The sequence below is a fragment of the Shinella sp. WSC3-e genome (genome assembly GCF_945994535.1).
Lineage (GTDB): Bacteria > Pseudomonadota > Alphaproteobacteria > Rhizobiales > Rhizobiaceae > Shinella > Shinella yambaruensis.
The window spans coordinates 1,746,281-1,760,428 of record NZ_OZ000530.1 but is presented as its reverse complement, the minus strand read 5'-3'; the positions used below and the strand labels follow the sequence as shown (position 1 = coordinate 1,760,428).

Below are 14,148 nucleotides of genomic sequence, written 5' to 3'. Positions count from 1 at the left end.
ACCCGACGGGATCTTGGTCGTCATAAAACGTCGGGGAACCCATGTCCTTCATCGACCGCCTGCTCCAGCAGCGCCGCATCGTCACCAAGGTGCTGCTGTTCGTCATTCCTCTCGTCGCGCTGATCGCGGGCATCGGCCTCGTCGGTTATTTCACCGCGAGCACGCTGAACGGCCACATGACGGTGACGCGCGAGACGATCAACAGTCTGTCGCATTTCCAGAACCTCCGAACCGGCCTGCAGGACTTCGTCGACAAGCCGGGCGAGGAGACGCGGGCGGCGCTCGGGGCGCGGATCGACGAGCAGGAGGCCGGCATCAACGATCTTGACGCCCTTCTGCCCGATGCGGCCGAGAAGGCGAAGATCGCCTCGGTCGTGGCGCTTGCCGGCACCATGCGCGGGCAGAGCGAAACGCTCTGGTCGATCGACCAGGAGCGCAACGCCGTGACGGCGGGGCTGGAGGAGGCGCTGGCGACGATGGCCAGGGACGGGGCCTTCGCCGAAAAGCAGATCGGCGTCATCCGCAACGAATCGGGCGAGAAGGAAGCCTTCGCCAAGGCGCTGCTGTTCGACGCCGCCGCCTACCAGGGCCTTGCCGAGCGCATCGGCAAGTTCCGCAAGCCCGTCGCGCTGGCGATGAAGGCGGAGGACAAGGTCAAGGCGGCGACGACCTACCTGCCGCAGCTCCTCAAGCAGCTCGACGAATCCAAGGCGATCGCCTCGCCGAAGGCGCTGGAGCAGATCAAGCCCTTCGAGGCGGAGGTGGCCGCGATCAAGGACATCCTTGCCGGCAGCGACGACGCGGACGCCAAGAAGGCGAAGTTCGTGCCGGTGCTCGGCAAGCTCGCCAAGTTCGACGCCGACTTCCTCAAGGAGGCGGGCAAGAATTCCGACACGGCGGCAAAGCGCTTCGTCGGCATGGATGCGGAGATCGCGCTGCTGAAGACGCTGATCACGCTGATGGGCGACACGTTCAAGGGCATCGACGAGACGCGTCTGCATATCAGCGAGCTGCACCGCAAGCTCGACCAGCCGAGCCGCGACGCGGTGCTGGCGGACGTGAAGGCCGTTGCCGGCAGCGCCGCCGAGCTTGCCAAGCTCGGCACGAAGAACGCCGCCCTGCGCGACCTCTCGCAGAAGCTCGCGCCGTCGCTCGCAAGGATCGAGCAGGGCACCCAGGACCTCATCTCCGTCGGCGAGAAGTGGCAGGCCGCGCGCGTCGCCGCCTATGCCTCCGTCGCCGATGCCAGCCAGACACTGGAGCAGTTCGTCTCCAGCGCCCAGGAGGCGGGCAAGAAGGACAGCCAGCGCTCCGCCAACGTCTCGATCATCGCCATGGTCGCCGGCACGCTGCTCGCCATCATCGGCGGCCTGATGCTCGTCGAAACCCTGCGCGGCCCGCTGAAGCGGGTGACGGAAGCCATGTCGCGGCTGGCGAGCGGCGACCTCGACATCAGCATCGACGGCCGCAACCGCGGCGACGAGATCGGCGACATGGTGCGCTCGGTCGCCGTCTTCCGCGATGCGGCGCGGGAAAACATCCGGCTGGAGCAGGAGGCCGAGGCCCAGCGCCAGATGACGGCCGAGGAGCAGGCGCGCCGCGCCAGCGAGCAGGCCCGCATCGAGGCGGAGCAGACCGAGGCGCTCACGGCCCTGTCGGACGTGCTCGGCCAGCTTGCCGCCGGCAACCTGGAGGAAAGCATGACGGAGGCGCTCGCCGCCGAATATGTCGCGATGGCGCGCACCTACAACAATGCGGTCGAGGCCCTGCGCGTCACCTTGTCGGACGTGCGCGCGACGACGATGGAGATCAACGGCGGCACGGGCAACCTCGCCACCTCCGCCGACGATCTCGCCCGCCGCACCGAACAGCAGGCGGCGGCGCTGGAGGAGAGTTCGCGTGCGCTGCGCCAGCTCACCGACATCGTGCGCTCGACGGCCGAAAGCGCCCAGAAGACGGCGGTGTCCGTCGACGAGACGCACAGCTATGCGAAACGCTCCGGCGAGGTCGTGGCCAAGGCGGTGGACGCCATGGGCGAGATCAACCGGTCGTCGGAGAAGATCAGCACGATCATCGGCGTCATCGACGAGATCGCCTTCCAGACCAACCTGCTCGCGCTCAATGCCGGCGTCGAGGCGGCGCGGGCCGGCGAGGCGGGCCGCGGCTTTGCCGTCGTCGCGCAGGAGGTTCGCGAGCTTGCCCAGCGTTGCGCCGGTGCCGCCCGCGAGATCAAGGGCCTGATCTCCGACAGTTCGGCGCAGGTCAGGAACGGCGTCGCGCTCGTCACCGAGACCGGCGAGGCGCTGACCGTCATCAACGAGCACATCTCCTCGATCCATGCGCTGGTCGGCCAGATCGAGGCGGCCGCCGCCGCGCAGTATGACGGCATCAACGAGGTGAACCAGGCGGTGCACCAGGTCGAGCTCATCACGCAGCAGAACGCGGCGATGGTGGAGGAGAACACGGCCGAGATCCACGGCCTGCGCCATCGCGTCGAAGTCCTCAACCAGAAGATCGACCACTTCAAGACGCGCGACCTCGATACGCGCGAGGGCGGTTATTACGGGCAGCACCACGCGGCGTGACGGGCACGCTTTCCGTTTGACGACAAACGCCCTCCGTCGCCTCGGCCGTAAGCCGAGGATCCGTTGCCGCACCCGGAGCGTGGATGGTCGGGTCAAGCCCGACCATGACGGGGAGAGGGCGGTGGTCCTGCCGGTGAGCAAAGAGGGTCGTTCGGCTCTTTCAACGGGTCGGCAAACCTTTTCCCACCCACCGACGTCATCCTCGGCCTTGAGCCGAGGATCCTCAGCCGCAACCGGGTCAGGCCCTAGCCTTACGGAGGAGAGGTTTGCGGGACTTTCTCGGCAGTCTGACGGACGAGGGGACGCCCGGCCGTTTTCGTTTGCGCCATTCCCTTACTTGCCGGCCTCGTAGACCACGTAGCTTTCCGGCACCGTCGGGCCCGGGTCGCCGTAGGTCGGGTCGAACTCGAAGCGGGTCAGCATGAAATCGCCGTTGCGGAAGACCCATTCGCCGCTGTCCCAGGCGTCACCGATGCCGCGCCAGGCGGTGTGGCTGGTGATGGTGCGGGTCTTCTCGTCGAAGCTCGCATTGACCAGCAGCGCGGTGGCGCGGAAGCCGCGGATCTTCGGCTCGGCGGTCAGCCGGCTGTTCTCCTCGTTCGCATATTCATAGGCAAGGTCCGGCGTGGCGAAGGCGATGAGTTTCGGCGTGTCGCTGTCGCCGGTCTTCAGGACGAAGGCGTTGCGGATATTGTAGGCGCCCGAGCCGCAGAACAACTGGTAGAGCTCGGCCTCGATGTCGGGACCGTTCGGGTCGTAGCCGGGCTTGTAGGCGAAGCGGTAGAGGGCGTGGCCAAATCCTTCCGCCTCGGGACCGACCATCGGTACGTCCTCCATGCCGTTCATGTCGCAATCCGCGCCTAGGGCGGCCCTGGCGACCGCCTCGCCGGCGGCGATGCCCTCCGGCCGCTCGGCGGCAAGGCCGAGGGAGGGAAGGGCGGCGACAAGGAGGGCGGGGAGGAGGGCCGGAAGGACGTTCACCAAAACCTCGCTTTCGGCGGGGTCAGCCGCCGGTGACGCTCATGTGGCGGGCGACGGCCGGGCGGTTGCGGCGGTCGATGACGAAATCGTGGCCCTTCGGCTTGCGGGTAATCGCCTCGTCGATCGCCTGCGAGAGCAGGGCGTCGTCGTCGGAGGCCCGCAGCGGCAGGCGCAGGTCCGCCGCATCGTTCTGGCCGAGGCACATGTAGAGCGTGCCGGTGCAGGTGAGGCGCACGCGGTTGCAGCTTTCGCAGAAATTGTGCGTCATCGGCGTGATGAAACCGAGCCGGCCGCCGGTCTCGGAGACCGTGACGTAGCGCGCCGGGCCGCCGGTGCGATAGGCGTTCTCCGTCAGGGTGAAGTCGTCTTCGAGGCGGGCGCGCATCTCCGACAGCGGCATGTAGCGGTCGGTGCGGTCTTCCTCGATCTCGCCCATCGGCATGGTCTCGATGAGGGTGAGGTCCATGCCGCGGCCATGCGCCCAGCGCATCAGATCGGGAATCTCGCGGTCGTTGAAATCCTTCAGCGCCACGGCGTTGATCTTGATGTGGAGGCCGGCGGCCTGCGCGGCGTCGATGCCTTCCAGAACCTTGGAGAGGTCGCCCCAGCGGGTGATGGTCCGGAACTTCTGCGCGTCGAGCGTGTCGAGGGAGACGTTGATGCGGCGCACGCCGCAATCGGCAAGCTCGGCCGCGTGCCGGGCGAGCTGCGAGCCGTTGGTCGTCAGCGTCAGTTCGTCGAGGCGCCCGTCATGCACCTGGCGGCCGAGTTCGCGCACGAGATGCATGATGTTCTTGCGCACCAGCGGCTCGCCGCCGGTCAGCCGGAGTTTTCTCACGCCCTTGGCGATGAAGGTGGAACAGAGCCGGTTCAGCTCTTCCAGCGTCAGCAGGTCCTTCTTCGGTAGGAAGGTCATGTTCTCCGCCATGCAATAGGTGCAGCGGAAATCGCAGCGGTCGGTCACCGATACGCGCAGATAGGTGATGGCGCGCCCGAAGGGGTCGATCATCGGTGCGTCGGACTGCGCGATCGGGTTCGCGCCACCCAGCGGGCCTGCATACGAATTCAAAACACGTCCTCCATTGCCGACATGTCGTGCGCCGGGGGCGCGGCGTCAAGCCGGTGCGGCGATTATGACAGCATTTTGCGCCTTGCGCATCCTTGATATGGCGCATAGTCCTTCGCGAAAACAAATGGAAAGGAAACGGGATGAGCGATCTGTGGCCGACCGAGCTGCGCGTTTCGAAGGACCGCCAGCGCCTCGTCGTGACCTTCAACGACGGCTTGAGCTTCGATCTGTCCGCCGAGCTCCTGCGCGTGCTCTCGCCGTCGGCGGAAGTGCAGGGCCACGGGCCGGGCCAGAAGGTGACGGTGCCGGGAAAGCGCAATGTCGCGATCATCTCGATGACGCCGACCGGCAACTATGCCGTGCGCATCGGCTTCGACGACCTTCACGATACCGGCATCTATACGTGGTCCTATCTCCGGGAACTCGGGGAAAAAGGCGCGGAACTGTTCGCCGCCTATGAGCGCGAGCTTGCGGAGAAAGGCATGAGCCGCGATATTTCGGAGAAACCGCGGTAACATGTCGGACTGCCTGGCGAAGGTAGCGTCCACCCCCAAACGAACGGGAGATGCCCCTTGGCAGGCGAAGCGAATGCAAATGATCTCACCCAGGTCGTCGTGCTCCTGGCCGCAGGCGTGGCGGCCGTGCCGGTCTTCAAGAAGATCGGCCTCGGCTCGGTGCTCGGCTATCTGGCCGCCGGGCTGGTGATCGGTCCCTTCGGGCTCGGCTTCTTCGCCGATCCGCAGGCGATCATCCATGTCGCCGAACTCGGCGTGGTGATGTTCCTCTTCATCATCGGGCTTGAAATGCAGCCCTCCCGGCTCTGGGGCATGCGCAAGGACATATTCGGGCTCGGCGCGATCCAGGTCATGGGCGCCATGGCGGCGCTGACGGGCATCGGCGTGTCGATGGGCTTTCCGCTCGTTCCCTCCTTCGTCGCCGGCACCGGCTTCGTCCTCACCTCCACCGCCATCGTCATGCAGATGCTGCAGGAGCGCGGCACGATGTCGACGCTGAAGGGCCAGCGCATCATCGCGATCCTGCTCTTCGAGGATCTCGCCATCGTGCCGCTGCTGGCGATCGTCACCCTTCTCGGCACGGGGGCAGCGGCGACGGATGCCTCCGACCGCTGGCTTTCCATCGGCATCGCCATCGGCGCCATCGTGGCGCTGGTGCTGGCGGGGCGCTACCTGCTCAACCCGCTCTTCCGGGTGCTGGCGGCCTCCGGCGCGCGCGAGGTGATGACGGCGGCGGCGCTGCTCGTGGTGCTTGGCTCGGCGCTCGCCATGCAGGTCTCCGGCCTGTCCATGGCCATGGGCGCCTTCCTTGCCGGGGTGCTGCTCTCCGAATCGAGCTTCCGCCACCAGCTGGAGGCCGATATCGAGCCGTTCCGCGGCATCCTGCTCGGCCTCTTCTTCCTCGGCGTCGGCATGGCGATCGACCTTGGCGTGATCGCCGCCAACTGGCAGCTCGTGGTGGCGAGCGTCGTCGGCTACATGATCGCGAAGCTCCTCCTGATCTATGTGGTCGCGCGCCTTCTCGGCACCTGCCATGCCGAAAGCCTGGAGCGCGCCGTGCTGATGGCGCAGGGCGGCGAGTTCGCCTTCGTGCTCTATGCAGCGGCCGTTTCCGCCGGCATCCTCAACGGCGAGGAGAACGCCATCCTGACGGCGACGATCATCATCTCGATGGTCCTTACGCCGCTGATGGTCATCCTGCACGACCGCATCGTGCCCAAGCAGCAGCCGTCTACCGAGGGGCTGACCCTGCCGGAGAATGTCGAGGGCACGGTGCTGATGATCGGCTTCGGGCGTTTCGGCCAGATCGTCAGCCAGCCGCTGCTCGCCCGCGGCTACACGCTCTCGCTGATCGACAAGGATGCCGAATTCGTGCGCGACGCCGCCGATTTCGGCTTCAAGGTCTATTACGGCGACGGCGCGCGCATCGACATCCTGCATGCCGCCGGCGCCTCGACCGCCAAGGCGATCCTCATCTGCCTCGACGACAAGGAGGCCGCGGTGAAGATCGCCGAGGTGGTGCGCGAGGAGTTCCCGCTCGTGCCGATCCTGGCGCGCGCCTACGACCGCGGCCATGCCGTCGACCTCGTCCATGCCGGCGTCGACTTCCAGATCCGCGAGACCTTCGAATCGGCGCTGGTGTTCAGCCGCGAGACGCTGAAGGCGCTGGGCGAGGACGAGGATATCGCCGCCGAGGTGGTGGAGGAATTCCGCGACGTCGACCGCGAGCGGCTGGAGCTGGAAATGGTCGGCGGCATCTATGCCGGCCGCCAGCTCATCCGCGGCAACGCCCAGCCGGCCGACATCGTCGCGGCGCGCACCGCGCGCGAGCGCGCAGCGGCGGAAGAGGAGCGGCATCGCCACGAGCAGGAAGAGGCCGGCTGAGGGCTGCCGGTTCGGCTTGCCGATGCCTGCCGCGAGGCTGTGACGCGGATGGCGGCGCTGCGTCGATGTCGGGCATTCCGGTCTTTACGGGTGGCGTCTGCCGGCAGCGTTTTTGCTTTTCCGCGAATCGCGAAAACGCTCTAGTTCTTTGTCTTCACGCCTCGAGCGAAAGGAACCGCCGCCATGACGGCGACGACCGACGACCGTTTCGCCCATTCCGCCTTCCTGCGGGCGCGCGGCACCGCGCAGGAAGGAAAGGTGGCTTTCGCCGAGCTCTTCTTCGACCTCGTCTTCGTGCTGACGATCATCCAGCTCTCCCATTCGCTGGCGGCGCACTATTCGCTGCTGGGCCTTGCCGAGGCGGCGATGCTGACGCTGGCGGTCTGGTGGGTATGGATCTACACGACCTGGGCGACGAACTGGCTGGACCCGGACAAGGCGCCGGTACGCCTCCTGCTCTTCGCCCTGATGTTCCTCGGCCTGATGCTGTCCATCGCCATCCCCACCGCCTTCGACGCCGGCGGCCTGCTCTTCGCGCTCACCTATGTCGCCATGCAAGTCGGCCGCTCGGCCTTCACGGCCTTCGCGATGCGGCGCGACTGGCCGGAAAACAGCCTCAACTTCACGCGGATCACCGTCTGGACGGCGCTTTCCGCCGTGTTCTGGCTGGCGGGCGGCCTTGCCGGGCAGGAGGCGCGGCTCGTCCTCTGGCTGATCGCGCTCGGCATCGAATATGTCTCGCCGGCACTCGGCTTCGTCGTGCCGGGCCTCGGGCGCTCGGCCTTCGGCGACTGGCAGGTCTCCGGCGAGCACATGGCGGAGCGCTGCGCGCTCTTCGTCATCATCTGCCTTGGCGAGACGATCCTCGTCACCGGCCGCACGGTCGCGGGGATGGAACTGCTCGACGGCTTCACCATCATCCTGCTCGCCACGGCCTTCCTTTCGACCGCCACCATGTGGTGGATCTATTTCCGCTTCGGCCATGGCGAGGCGGCGCATCTCATCGAGCATTCGGCTACGCCGGGCCGCATCGCGCGCATGGCCTTCACCTATGCCCACATCCCCATCGTCGCCGGCATCATCCTGTCGGCGGTGGCCGAGGAGTTCGCGCTCGCCCATCCGCACGGCGCCACCGACGTCAAGACGGCGAGTGCGATCATCGGCGGGCCGGTCGTCTTCCTTTCGGGCAACATCTGGTTCAAGGCGGCGATCCGCGGCCGCTGGCCGCTGTCGCATCTCGCCGGCATCGGCGTGCTGCTCGCGCTCTCGGCGATCGTGCCCTTCGTCGAGCCCCACCAGCTCTTCATGGCCGCTGCCGCAGTGTTGCTCGGCGTCGCGCTCTGGGAGTTCCTGTCGCTGAAATCGACGCCTGCGGACGACGTCGCGACGGTCTAGGACATTTCCGGTGAGGTCCGGTTCACCGGAAATGTCCTAGATTTTTGTTTTTACCGCATTATCCAGCGACTTCGCTTCGGCTGGAAATGCTCTAGGCATCGTCCGGCTCATCGTCCGCATCCATCGTCTGGAGGATGTGGATGAGGTCTTCCATCGCTTCGGCCACCTGCAGGCAGCGCTCCGCCGGGGTCGGGGAGAGGGCACGTTCGATCAGCCCGGTCTGGATGGTCATCGCCTCCTCGGTGAGGCTGCGGCCGGCCTCTGTCAGCGACAGGCGCAGCACGCGCTTGTCCTTCGCATCGGCCCTGCGCTCGATCAGGCCGCGCTTTTCGAGCTGCGGCAGCAGCATGCTCATGTTGGAGCGGCCGACGAGCAGCTTTCGCGCCAATTCCTGCTGGGAAATGCCGTCGAAGCGATAGAGGTTGACCAGGATGTCGAGATGCGGCGGCTTGATGCCGAGACCGGCGATCGCCCGGCTCATCGCCTGCTGCATGAGCTGGCAGGCGCGCGCCACGCCGATCCAGCTGCGAAAGCGCGGATGATCCCAGGGGAAGGCTTGATTTTTGTTCATCATTGTACTTTATTGTTCAGTATTGAACATTTTTATGGATTCCCACTATGGCATCCTTTGGATTGAAGGTCATCCGCCTGGCGCTGTCCGGCGTCGCGCGGTTTTCCCCGGATGCGGCCGGCCGCGCCGCTTTCCGCCTCTTTGCGACGACGCCCGGCCGCCGGCCGCGCACGGCGAAGGAGAAGGAGCTTTTCGCGCGTTCCGAGGGGTGGATGCGGCAGGCGGAGCGCGTGCCGCTCGCCTTTGCCGGCGGCAGGGCGATTGCGCACCGCTTTGCCGCCCGCCCGTGCCAGAGCTTTTCCGGCCGGGTGCTCGTGGTGCACGGCTGGGGCTCGCGCGCGGCCTATCTTTCGGCGCTGACGGAAGCGCTCGTGGCCGCCGGCCACGAGGTCGTGGCGCTCGACCTGCCGGGGCACGGTGCCGCGCGCGGGCGCACGCTGACGCTGCCGATGGCCGTCCGGGCGATCGACGCGGCCTGGCAACGGTTCGGCGGCTTCGACTATTTCTGCGGCCATTCCTTCGGCGGGGCCTCGCTCGCCTGTGCGGCGAGCGGCCTCGTGCCGTCGGTGCCGGCGCACCGGCCGCGCCGGCTGGTGACGATCGGCTCGCCGAGCGAGATGACCTGGCTGTTCAAGGACCTCGGCCGTTTCCTGAAGCTCGGGCCGAAGGCGCAGGTCGCGCTGGAGAACCATGTGGAGCGCATCGCCGGCGCGCCGCTTTCGGCCTTCGACGCGGCCAACGGGGCAGGGCGGCTGAAATCCCCCATGCTGGTCCTCCATGCGGAGGACGACAAGGAGGTGCCGGCGCTGCACGCCCGGCGCTACGCCGCCTCCGGCCCGAATGTCACGCTCGAATGGGCGAACGGTTTCGGCCATCGCCGCATCGTCTCCGCCGAGCCGGTGATCGACCGAATCGTGCAATTCCTTGCCGAAGATGCGGCGCGCATCGCCGCCTGACGGGCTTTCCGTCACGCGCCTGTCATGCAAGGGTGCGAAGCGCCGCACTAGGCGCACAGCACGGGAGACAGGCATGAGCATCGTCACTTCGGTCGAGGAACTGAACGCGCTCTACGGCGCGCCGGGCGAGGTCTCGCTCGTCAAGGTGACGGACTACCTGCTGCCGGAATACCGCGCGATGATCGAGGCTTCACCCTTCATGGCGCTCGCCACCGTCGGGCCGGAAGGGCTCGATTGCTCGCCGCGCGGCGATGCCGGCGCCGTCATCCACATCGAGGACGAGCGCACGCTGATGCTGCCCGACTGGCGCGGCAACAACCGGATCGATTCGCTCTCCAACATCGTGCGCGATCCGCGCGTCGCGCTGATGTTCCTCATTCCCGGCTCCAACACGACCATGCGCCTCAACGGCCGCGCCGTGGTGCGCATCGATGCGGAGATCACCGGGCGCTTCGTGATGGACGGGAAACATCCGCGCTCCGTCGTCGTCATCACCATCGAGGAGGTCTATTCGCAATGCGCCCGCGCCGTGCTGCGCGCCGACCTCTGGAATCCGGAAAAGTTCCGCGATACGGCGTGCCTGCCGACGGTCGGGCAGATGCTCGCGTCGGCCAGGAAAGGTTTTGACGGCGCTGCCTATGACCGGGAATGGCCGGGCCGCGCCGCCAAGTCCATGTGGTGAACGCCGGCGAATATCCAGCCGTCGTCGCCCGTCTTGTCTTCGACAATGATCGGCCTCGGCCGGAAAGTGGAGCAGGGAATGCGAAAAGGACTTCTTGCGGCGGCTTTTGCCGCTGTGCTTGCGGTTTCGGCCGGCGCGGCCAGGGCGGATGAGCTGATCGAGAGCTACGGCGCCTATATCGGCCAGGACGATCTCTACAATTCCAGCAACGAGCGGCTGACGCAGCCCTGGCAGGTCATCCGCCAGGACCGCGCCAACGTGCACCGCTTCGGCGTGCGCCAGCCGGGCGACGACCTCGACAGCTTCTTCGCGTCCCCGCGCAACCGCGAGCTTGCCGAGCGCATGATCCGCGCCGGCCGCATCGAGCGCAGCGCCGCCCGCCGGCTGCTCGACGGCGACGTGCAGATCCATGTCGAAATCTGGCGCGGCGCGGGAGGCGACTATATCAACATCTCGGTCAACTAGAGCATTTCCGCTTTTCTTCGAATCGCGAAAACGCTCCATCTGTTTGCTTCTACGCAATTCCGGACGCAAAACCGCTGCGCACTTTTGCTGGAAATGCTCCAGCCGCCGCCTCGCTGCGGCCGTGCTCCTGCTGGCCGCATTCCCGGCCGGTGCGGCGGAGCCCGATCTTGCGGCCCGCCTGGAGCTGCTGGTGGCCGCCTATCCGGAAAGCCTTGCCGGGGTCGAGGGAAACACGCTCCTCTTCAAGGACGGCGGCCCGCCGCTTCAGATCGACGACGGCAGGACGAAGGACCACCAGACGGCGCTGGCTGCCGGCGACGTCGAGGACAGTCTTCGGCAGATCTACCCGCTCGGCGCCTGCGAGAGGACGCCGGAGGTCGATTTCGACCCCGGCCGCATCCGCAGCGATGCGCTGATGATGCGGCTCTACGGGGCTTCGGCGAAGGCGGTCTCGGCCGATCTCGTGCCGGTGGAATGGTTCGGCGAGACGCTGCGCGTGACGAAGCGCCAGGGGGCCGCGGCGGCGCTGGAAAAGGTGCGCGACGCGCTTGCCGCAAGGCCGGAGCTGAAGCGCTATCTCTCGCCCTCGGCCGGCGTCTTCAACTGGCGCAAGGTCTCCGGCGCGAAGAACATGTCCGTGCACAGTTTCGGCGCGGCGCTCGATCTCAACACGAAATTCGCGGACTACTGGGTCTGGTCGGGCGGCAAGCCCGGCAAGGTGCCGGGATACGCCAACAAGTATCCGCTCGAGATCGTCGAGATCTTCGAGCGGCACGGCTTCGTCTGGGGCGGGCGCTGGTATCACTACGATACGATGCACTTCGAATATCGCCCGGACCTCATCGCCATCGCGAAAGCGGCAGGCGCTTCCGCCTGCCGCTGAGGGGATCGTGGGGCCGCCCACCTCTTCCGGGACATCAATCGCGGACGATGACCGTCGTGCCCGTCGTGACCTGGGCATAGAGGTGCTCGACATCCTCGTTCGCCATGCGGATGCAGCCGGACGACTGCGCCTTGCCGAGCGAGGAGGGCTGGTTGGTGCCGTGGATGCGGTAGATGGTCGAGCCGAGATAGATGGCGCGCGAGCCGAGCGGGTTTTCGAGGCCGCCCTTCATCGAGACCGGCAGGATCTTGCCCTTCTTCGCCTCGCGGGCGCGCATGTCCTCCGGCGGCGTCCAGGTCGGCCATTCGGCCTTGCGCGTCACCTTTTCCGAGCCGGTCCACAGGAAGCCTTCGCGGCCGACGCTGACGGCATATTTCATGGCGAGGCCGGAACCGAGCACGTGGTAGAGGCGGCGCTCCGAATTGTCGACGATGATCGTGCCCGGCGCGACCTTCTCGCCGAAGGCGACGAGCTCGCGGGCGATCGGCGCGCGGGAGACGGCGGCGATCTTCTTCTCCGACTTCACCGGCTTGCCGCCCGAAAGGACCTGCAGCCAGCCCGTCTTCTGGGTGGAGGAGGAGAGCGAGGCGACCTCGACCGGATCGACCGCCCTGTCGGCGGCGACGGCAGCGCCTGCGGTGGAAAGGAGGCCTGCGAAGAGTGCGATGGCGAGCGTTTTCATTGTCCTGGTCCCTGTTTCCGGCCGGCGGCTTCATGCCCGGCGCCTTGTTCTGATGGGGACGTTGTAGGACAGCGGTGCCGGCCGCGATGTTCCGGCGGGAACAGGCCTCTCGCCCTGTCAGAAGGGCTGGATCCAGATGAGGCTGCTCAGCATCAGGACGGTCAGCATCGTCAGTTCGAAAAATCCGGTCTGCATGGCGTGTTCCTCCCGCGCCTGGAACGCGTGGCGGGCGCGGCGGTTCCAACCGGGAGGCCAGAATGCGGAACGGCGCCCGCAGGCGCCGTTTTCGGGAGGTGCGGGCTGCCTACTTGCGGTAGATCAGCCAGCTCTTGGTGAAATCCTTCTTCATGCCGTCCTCGAAGGGCATGGTGCGGTTGCGCCCGCCGTTCTTGGCGCAATAGAGGGCGATGTCGGCCTTGGAGTAGAGCTCGCCCGGTCCCTCCGCCCAGGAGGCCATGCAGAAGCCGAGCGATATGGTGATCGGGCCGTAGTTGACGCCGGTCTTGGAGTTCTTGAAGGGCGTGTGCTCCAGCGCGATGCGGATGCGCTCGGCGATCGCCATCGCCTCTTCCTCGGTATTGCCCTCGACGATCATCGCGAATTCCTCCCCGCCGGTGCGGGCGACGAGGATGTCCTTGCGCACGTTCGCGCGGATCAGGCTGCCGACGGAGGCGAGGATCTTGTCGCCGACGGGATGGCCATAGGTGTCGTTGATCTTCTTGAAATGGTCGATATCGGCGAGGATCAGCGCGGTGACGTTGCGCGACAAGGTCGAATTGTAGATGGCGGAGAGCTTGTCGTCGAAGGCGCGGCGGTTGGAAAGCTGCGTCAGGGAATCCGTGTTGGCGATGCGCTTGTACTCGTCGAGTTCCTTGCGCACGATGTCCATCTCGATCGACTTCTGCGCGACGTTCTGCACCATCTCCTTGCCCTGGCTGATGGTGTCGCCGGTCGCCTCCGTCAGCACGCCGATGACGCTCTTGATGATGTCGACGCTGGTGGCGCTCTTGCCGCTGATGCGCACGAAGGTCTCGTCGAGCAGCCTGTTGTAGCTTTCGAGCGAGGTCTGCTCCTGCTTGAGGAGGCGCAGCAGGCCCTCGAGCTCGCCGGCGATCCGCGTGTGCACGCCGTCGATGGCGGTGGTGCCGTGGTGATGGCCGAAATACTGGGCGCCGATCTCGTCCAGTTCCTCCTGCGAGGCCTTGCTGCCGAGCGCGGCGAGCTCCCGCGTCAGCTTGGGGTTGGAACCGATATAGGCCTCATAGAACAGCTCGTAGTTCCGCGGGATGGGAGAGACCCCCATTATGCGCATCGCATAGGTCACTTGCGCGGCGATATCCGGCACTTGGACCTTTTGCGCAACGGCCGTGTTCATGTCGGCTGCTCCTGATTTCCTTCGTTGGCTCCCGACCCGCAAAATTAGACATAAATGCTTTGGGAATGATTAACGGTTGCAGGTGCCGCAACGGCAGGCGGACAT

Annotated in this window: 13 protein-coding genes; 8 read left to right on the top strand and 5 right to left on the bottom strand. The window is 66.4% G+C overall.

Annotated features, from left to right (window positions below; all coding sequences use genetic code 11):
• Positions 1–41: 41 nt before the first annotated feature.
• Positions 42–2,585 (top strand): methyl-accepting chemotaxis protein, encoded by a 2,544-nt coding sequence (locus AABF56_RS08870; RefSeq protein ID WP_272805648.1) that lies wholly within the window; start codon positions 42–44, stop codon positions 2,583–2,585.
• Between the two features lie 333 nt (positions 2,586–2,918).
• On the opposite strand, the gene AABF56_RS08865 is transcribed toward AABF56_RS08870, so the two are convergent.
• Complete coding sequence (locus tag AABF56_RS08865) at positions 2,919–3,566, bottom strand: DUF1176 domain-containing protein (RefSeq protein ID WP_272805647.1); 648 nt, start codon at positions 3,564–3,566, stop codon at positions 2,919–2,921.
• Positions 3,567–3,588: 22 nt separating this feature from the next.
• Positions 3,589–4,575: a GTP 3',8-cyclase MoaA gene (gene moaA / locus AABF56_RS08860; RefSeq protein WP_272807473.1), complete on the bottom strand. Its 987-nt coding sequence runs from the start codon at positions 4,573–4,575 to the stop codon at positions 3,589–3,591.
• A gap of 200 nt (positions 4,576–4,775) precedes the next feature.
• Between moaA and AABF56_RS08855 the strand changes: the two genes are divergently transcribed.
• The 3 genes from AABF56_RS08855 to AABF56_RS08845 all read left to right on the top strand — a co-directional run bounded on the left by AABF56_RS08855 (position 4,776) and on the right by AABF56_RS08845 (position 8,429).
• Positions 4,776–5,150, top strand: a complete 375-nt coding sequence (locus AABF56_RS08855; protein ID WP_244769630.1) for a gamma-butyrobetaine hydroxylase-like domain-containing protein — start codon at positions 4,776–4,778, stop codon at positions 5,148–5,150.
• A 57-nt stretch (positions 5,151–5,207) separates the two neighbouring features.
• Positions 5,208–7,034, top strand: a complete 1,827-nt coding sequence (locus AABF56_RS08850; RefSeq protein WP_244769631.1) for a monovalent cation:proton antiporter-2 (CPA2) family protein — start codon at positions 5,208–5,210, stop codon at positions 7,032–7,034.
• A 183-nt stretch (positions 7,035–7,217) separates the two neighbouring features.
• Positions 7,218–8,429, top strand: a complete 1,212-nt coding sequence (locus AABF56_RS08845) for a low temperature requirement protein A (RefSeq protein ID WP_272805646.1) — start codon at positions 7,218–7,220, stop codon at positions 8,427–8,429.
• Positions 8,430–8,520: 91 nt separating this feature from the next.
• On the opposite strand, the gene AABF56_RS08840 is transcribed toward AABF56_RS08845, so the two are convergent.
• Positions 8,521–9,000: a MarR family winged helix-turn-helix transcriptional regulator gene (locus AABF56_RS08840; protein WP_272807472.1), complete on the bottom strand. Its 480-nt coding sequence runs from the start codon at positions 8,998–9,000 to the stop codon at positions 8,521–8,523.
• 47 nt (positions 9,001–9,047) lie between these two features.
• Here AABF56_RS08840 and AABF56_RS08835 point away from each other — a divergent pair, with 47 nt between their 5' ends.
• The 4 genes from AABF56_RS08835 to AABF56_RS08820 all read left to right on the top strand — a co-directional run bounded on the left by AABF56_RS08835 (position 9,048) and on the right by AABF56_RS08820 (position 11,986).
• A complete protein-coding gene (locus AABF56_RS08835; RefSeq protein ID WP_244769634.1) occupies positions 9,048–9,956 on the top strand; it encodes an alpha/beta hydrolase in 909 nt (302 codons plus the stop codon).
• Between the two features lie 73 nt (positions 9,957–10,029).
• Positions 10,030–10,638: a pyridoxamine 5'-phosphate oxidase family protein gene (locus AABF56_RS08830; RefSeq protein ID WP_272805645.1), complete on the top strand. Its 609-nt coding sequence runs from the start codon at positions 10,030–10,032 to the stop codon at positions 10,636–10,638.
• Positions 10,639–10,716: 78 nt separating this feature from the next.
• Complete coding sequence (locus AABF56_RS08825) at positions 10,717–11,103, top strand: hypothetical protein (RefSeq protein ID WP_244769636.1); 387 nt, start codon at positions 10,717–10,719, stop codon at positions 11,101–11,103.
• A gap of 121 nt (positions 11,104–11,224) precedes the next feature.
• Entirely contained in the window at positions 11,225–11,986 is a 762-nt protein-coding gene (locus AABF56_RS08820; RefSeq protein ID WP_272805644.1) for a M15 family metallopeptidase, read from the top strand.
• 34 nt (positions 11,987–12,020) lie between these two features.
• Here the strand turns inward: AABF56_RS08820 and AABF56_RS08815 are convergent, their stop codons facing one another.
• The gene (locus AABF56_RS08815) at positions 12,021–12,668 is read right to left on the bottom strand and encodes a L,D-transpeptidase (protein ID WP_272805643.1); all 648 of its coding nucleotides are present in this window, start codon (positions 12,666–12,668) and stop codon (positions 12,021–12,023) included.
• Positions 12,669–12,972: 304 nt separating this feature from the next.
• On the bottom strand, positions 12,973–14,043 hold the full coding sequence (locus AABF56_RS08810) for a GGDEF domain-containing protein (protein WP_272805642.1): 1,071 nt from the start codon (positions 14,041–14,043) through the stop codon (positions 12,973–12,975).
• Positions 14,044–14,148 lie beyond the last annotated feature (105 nt).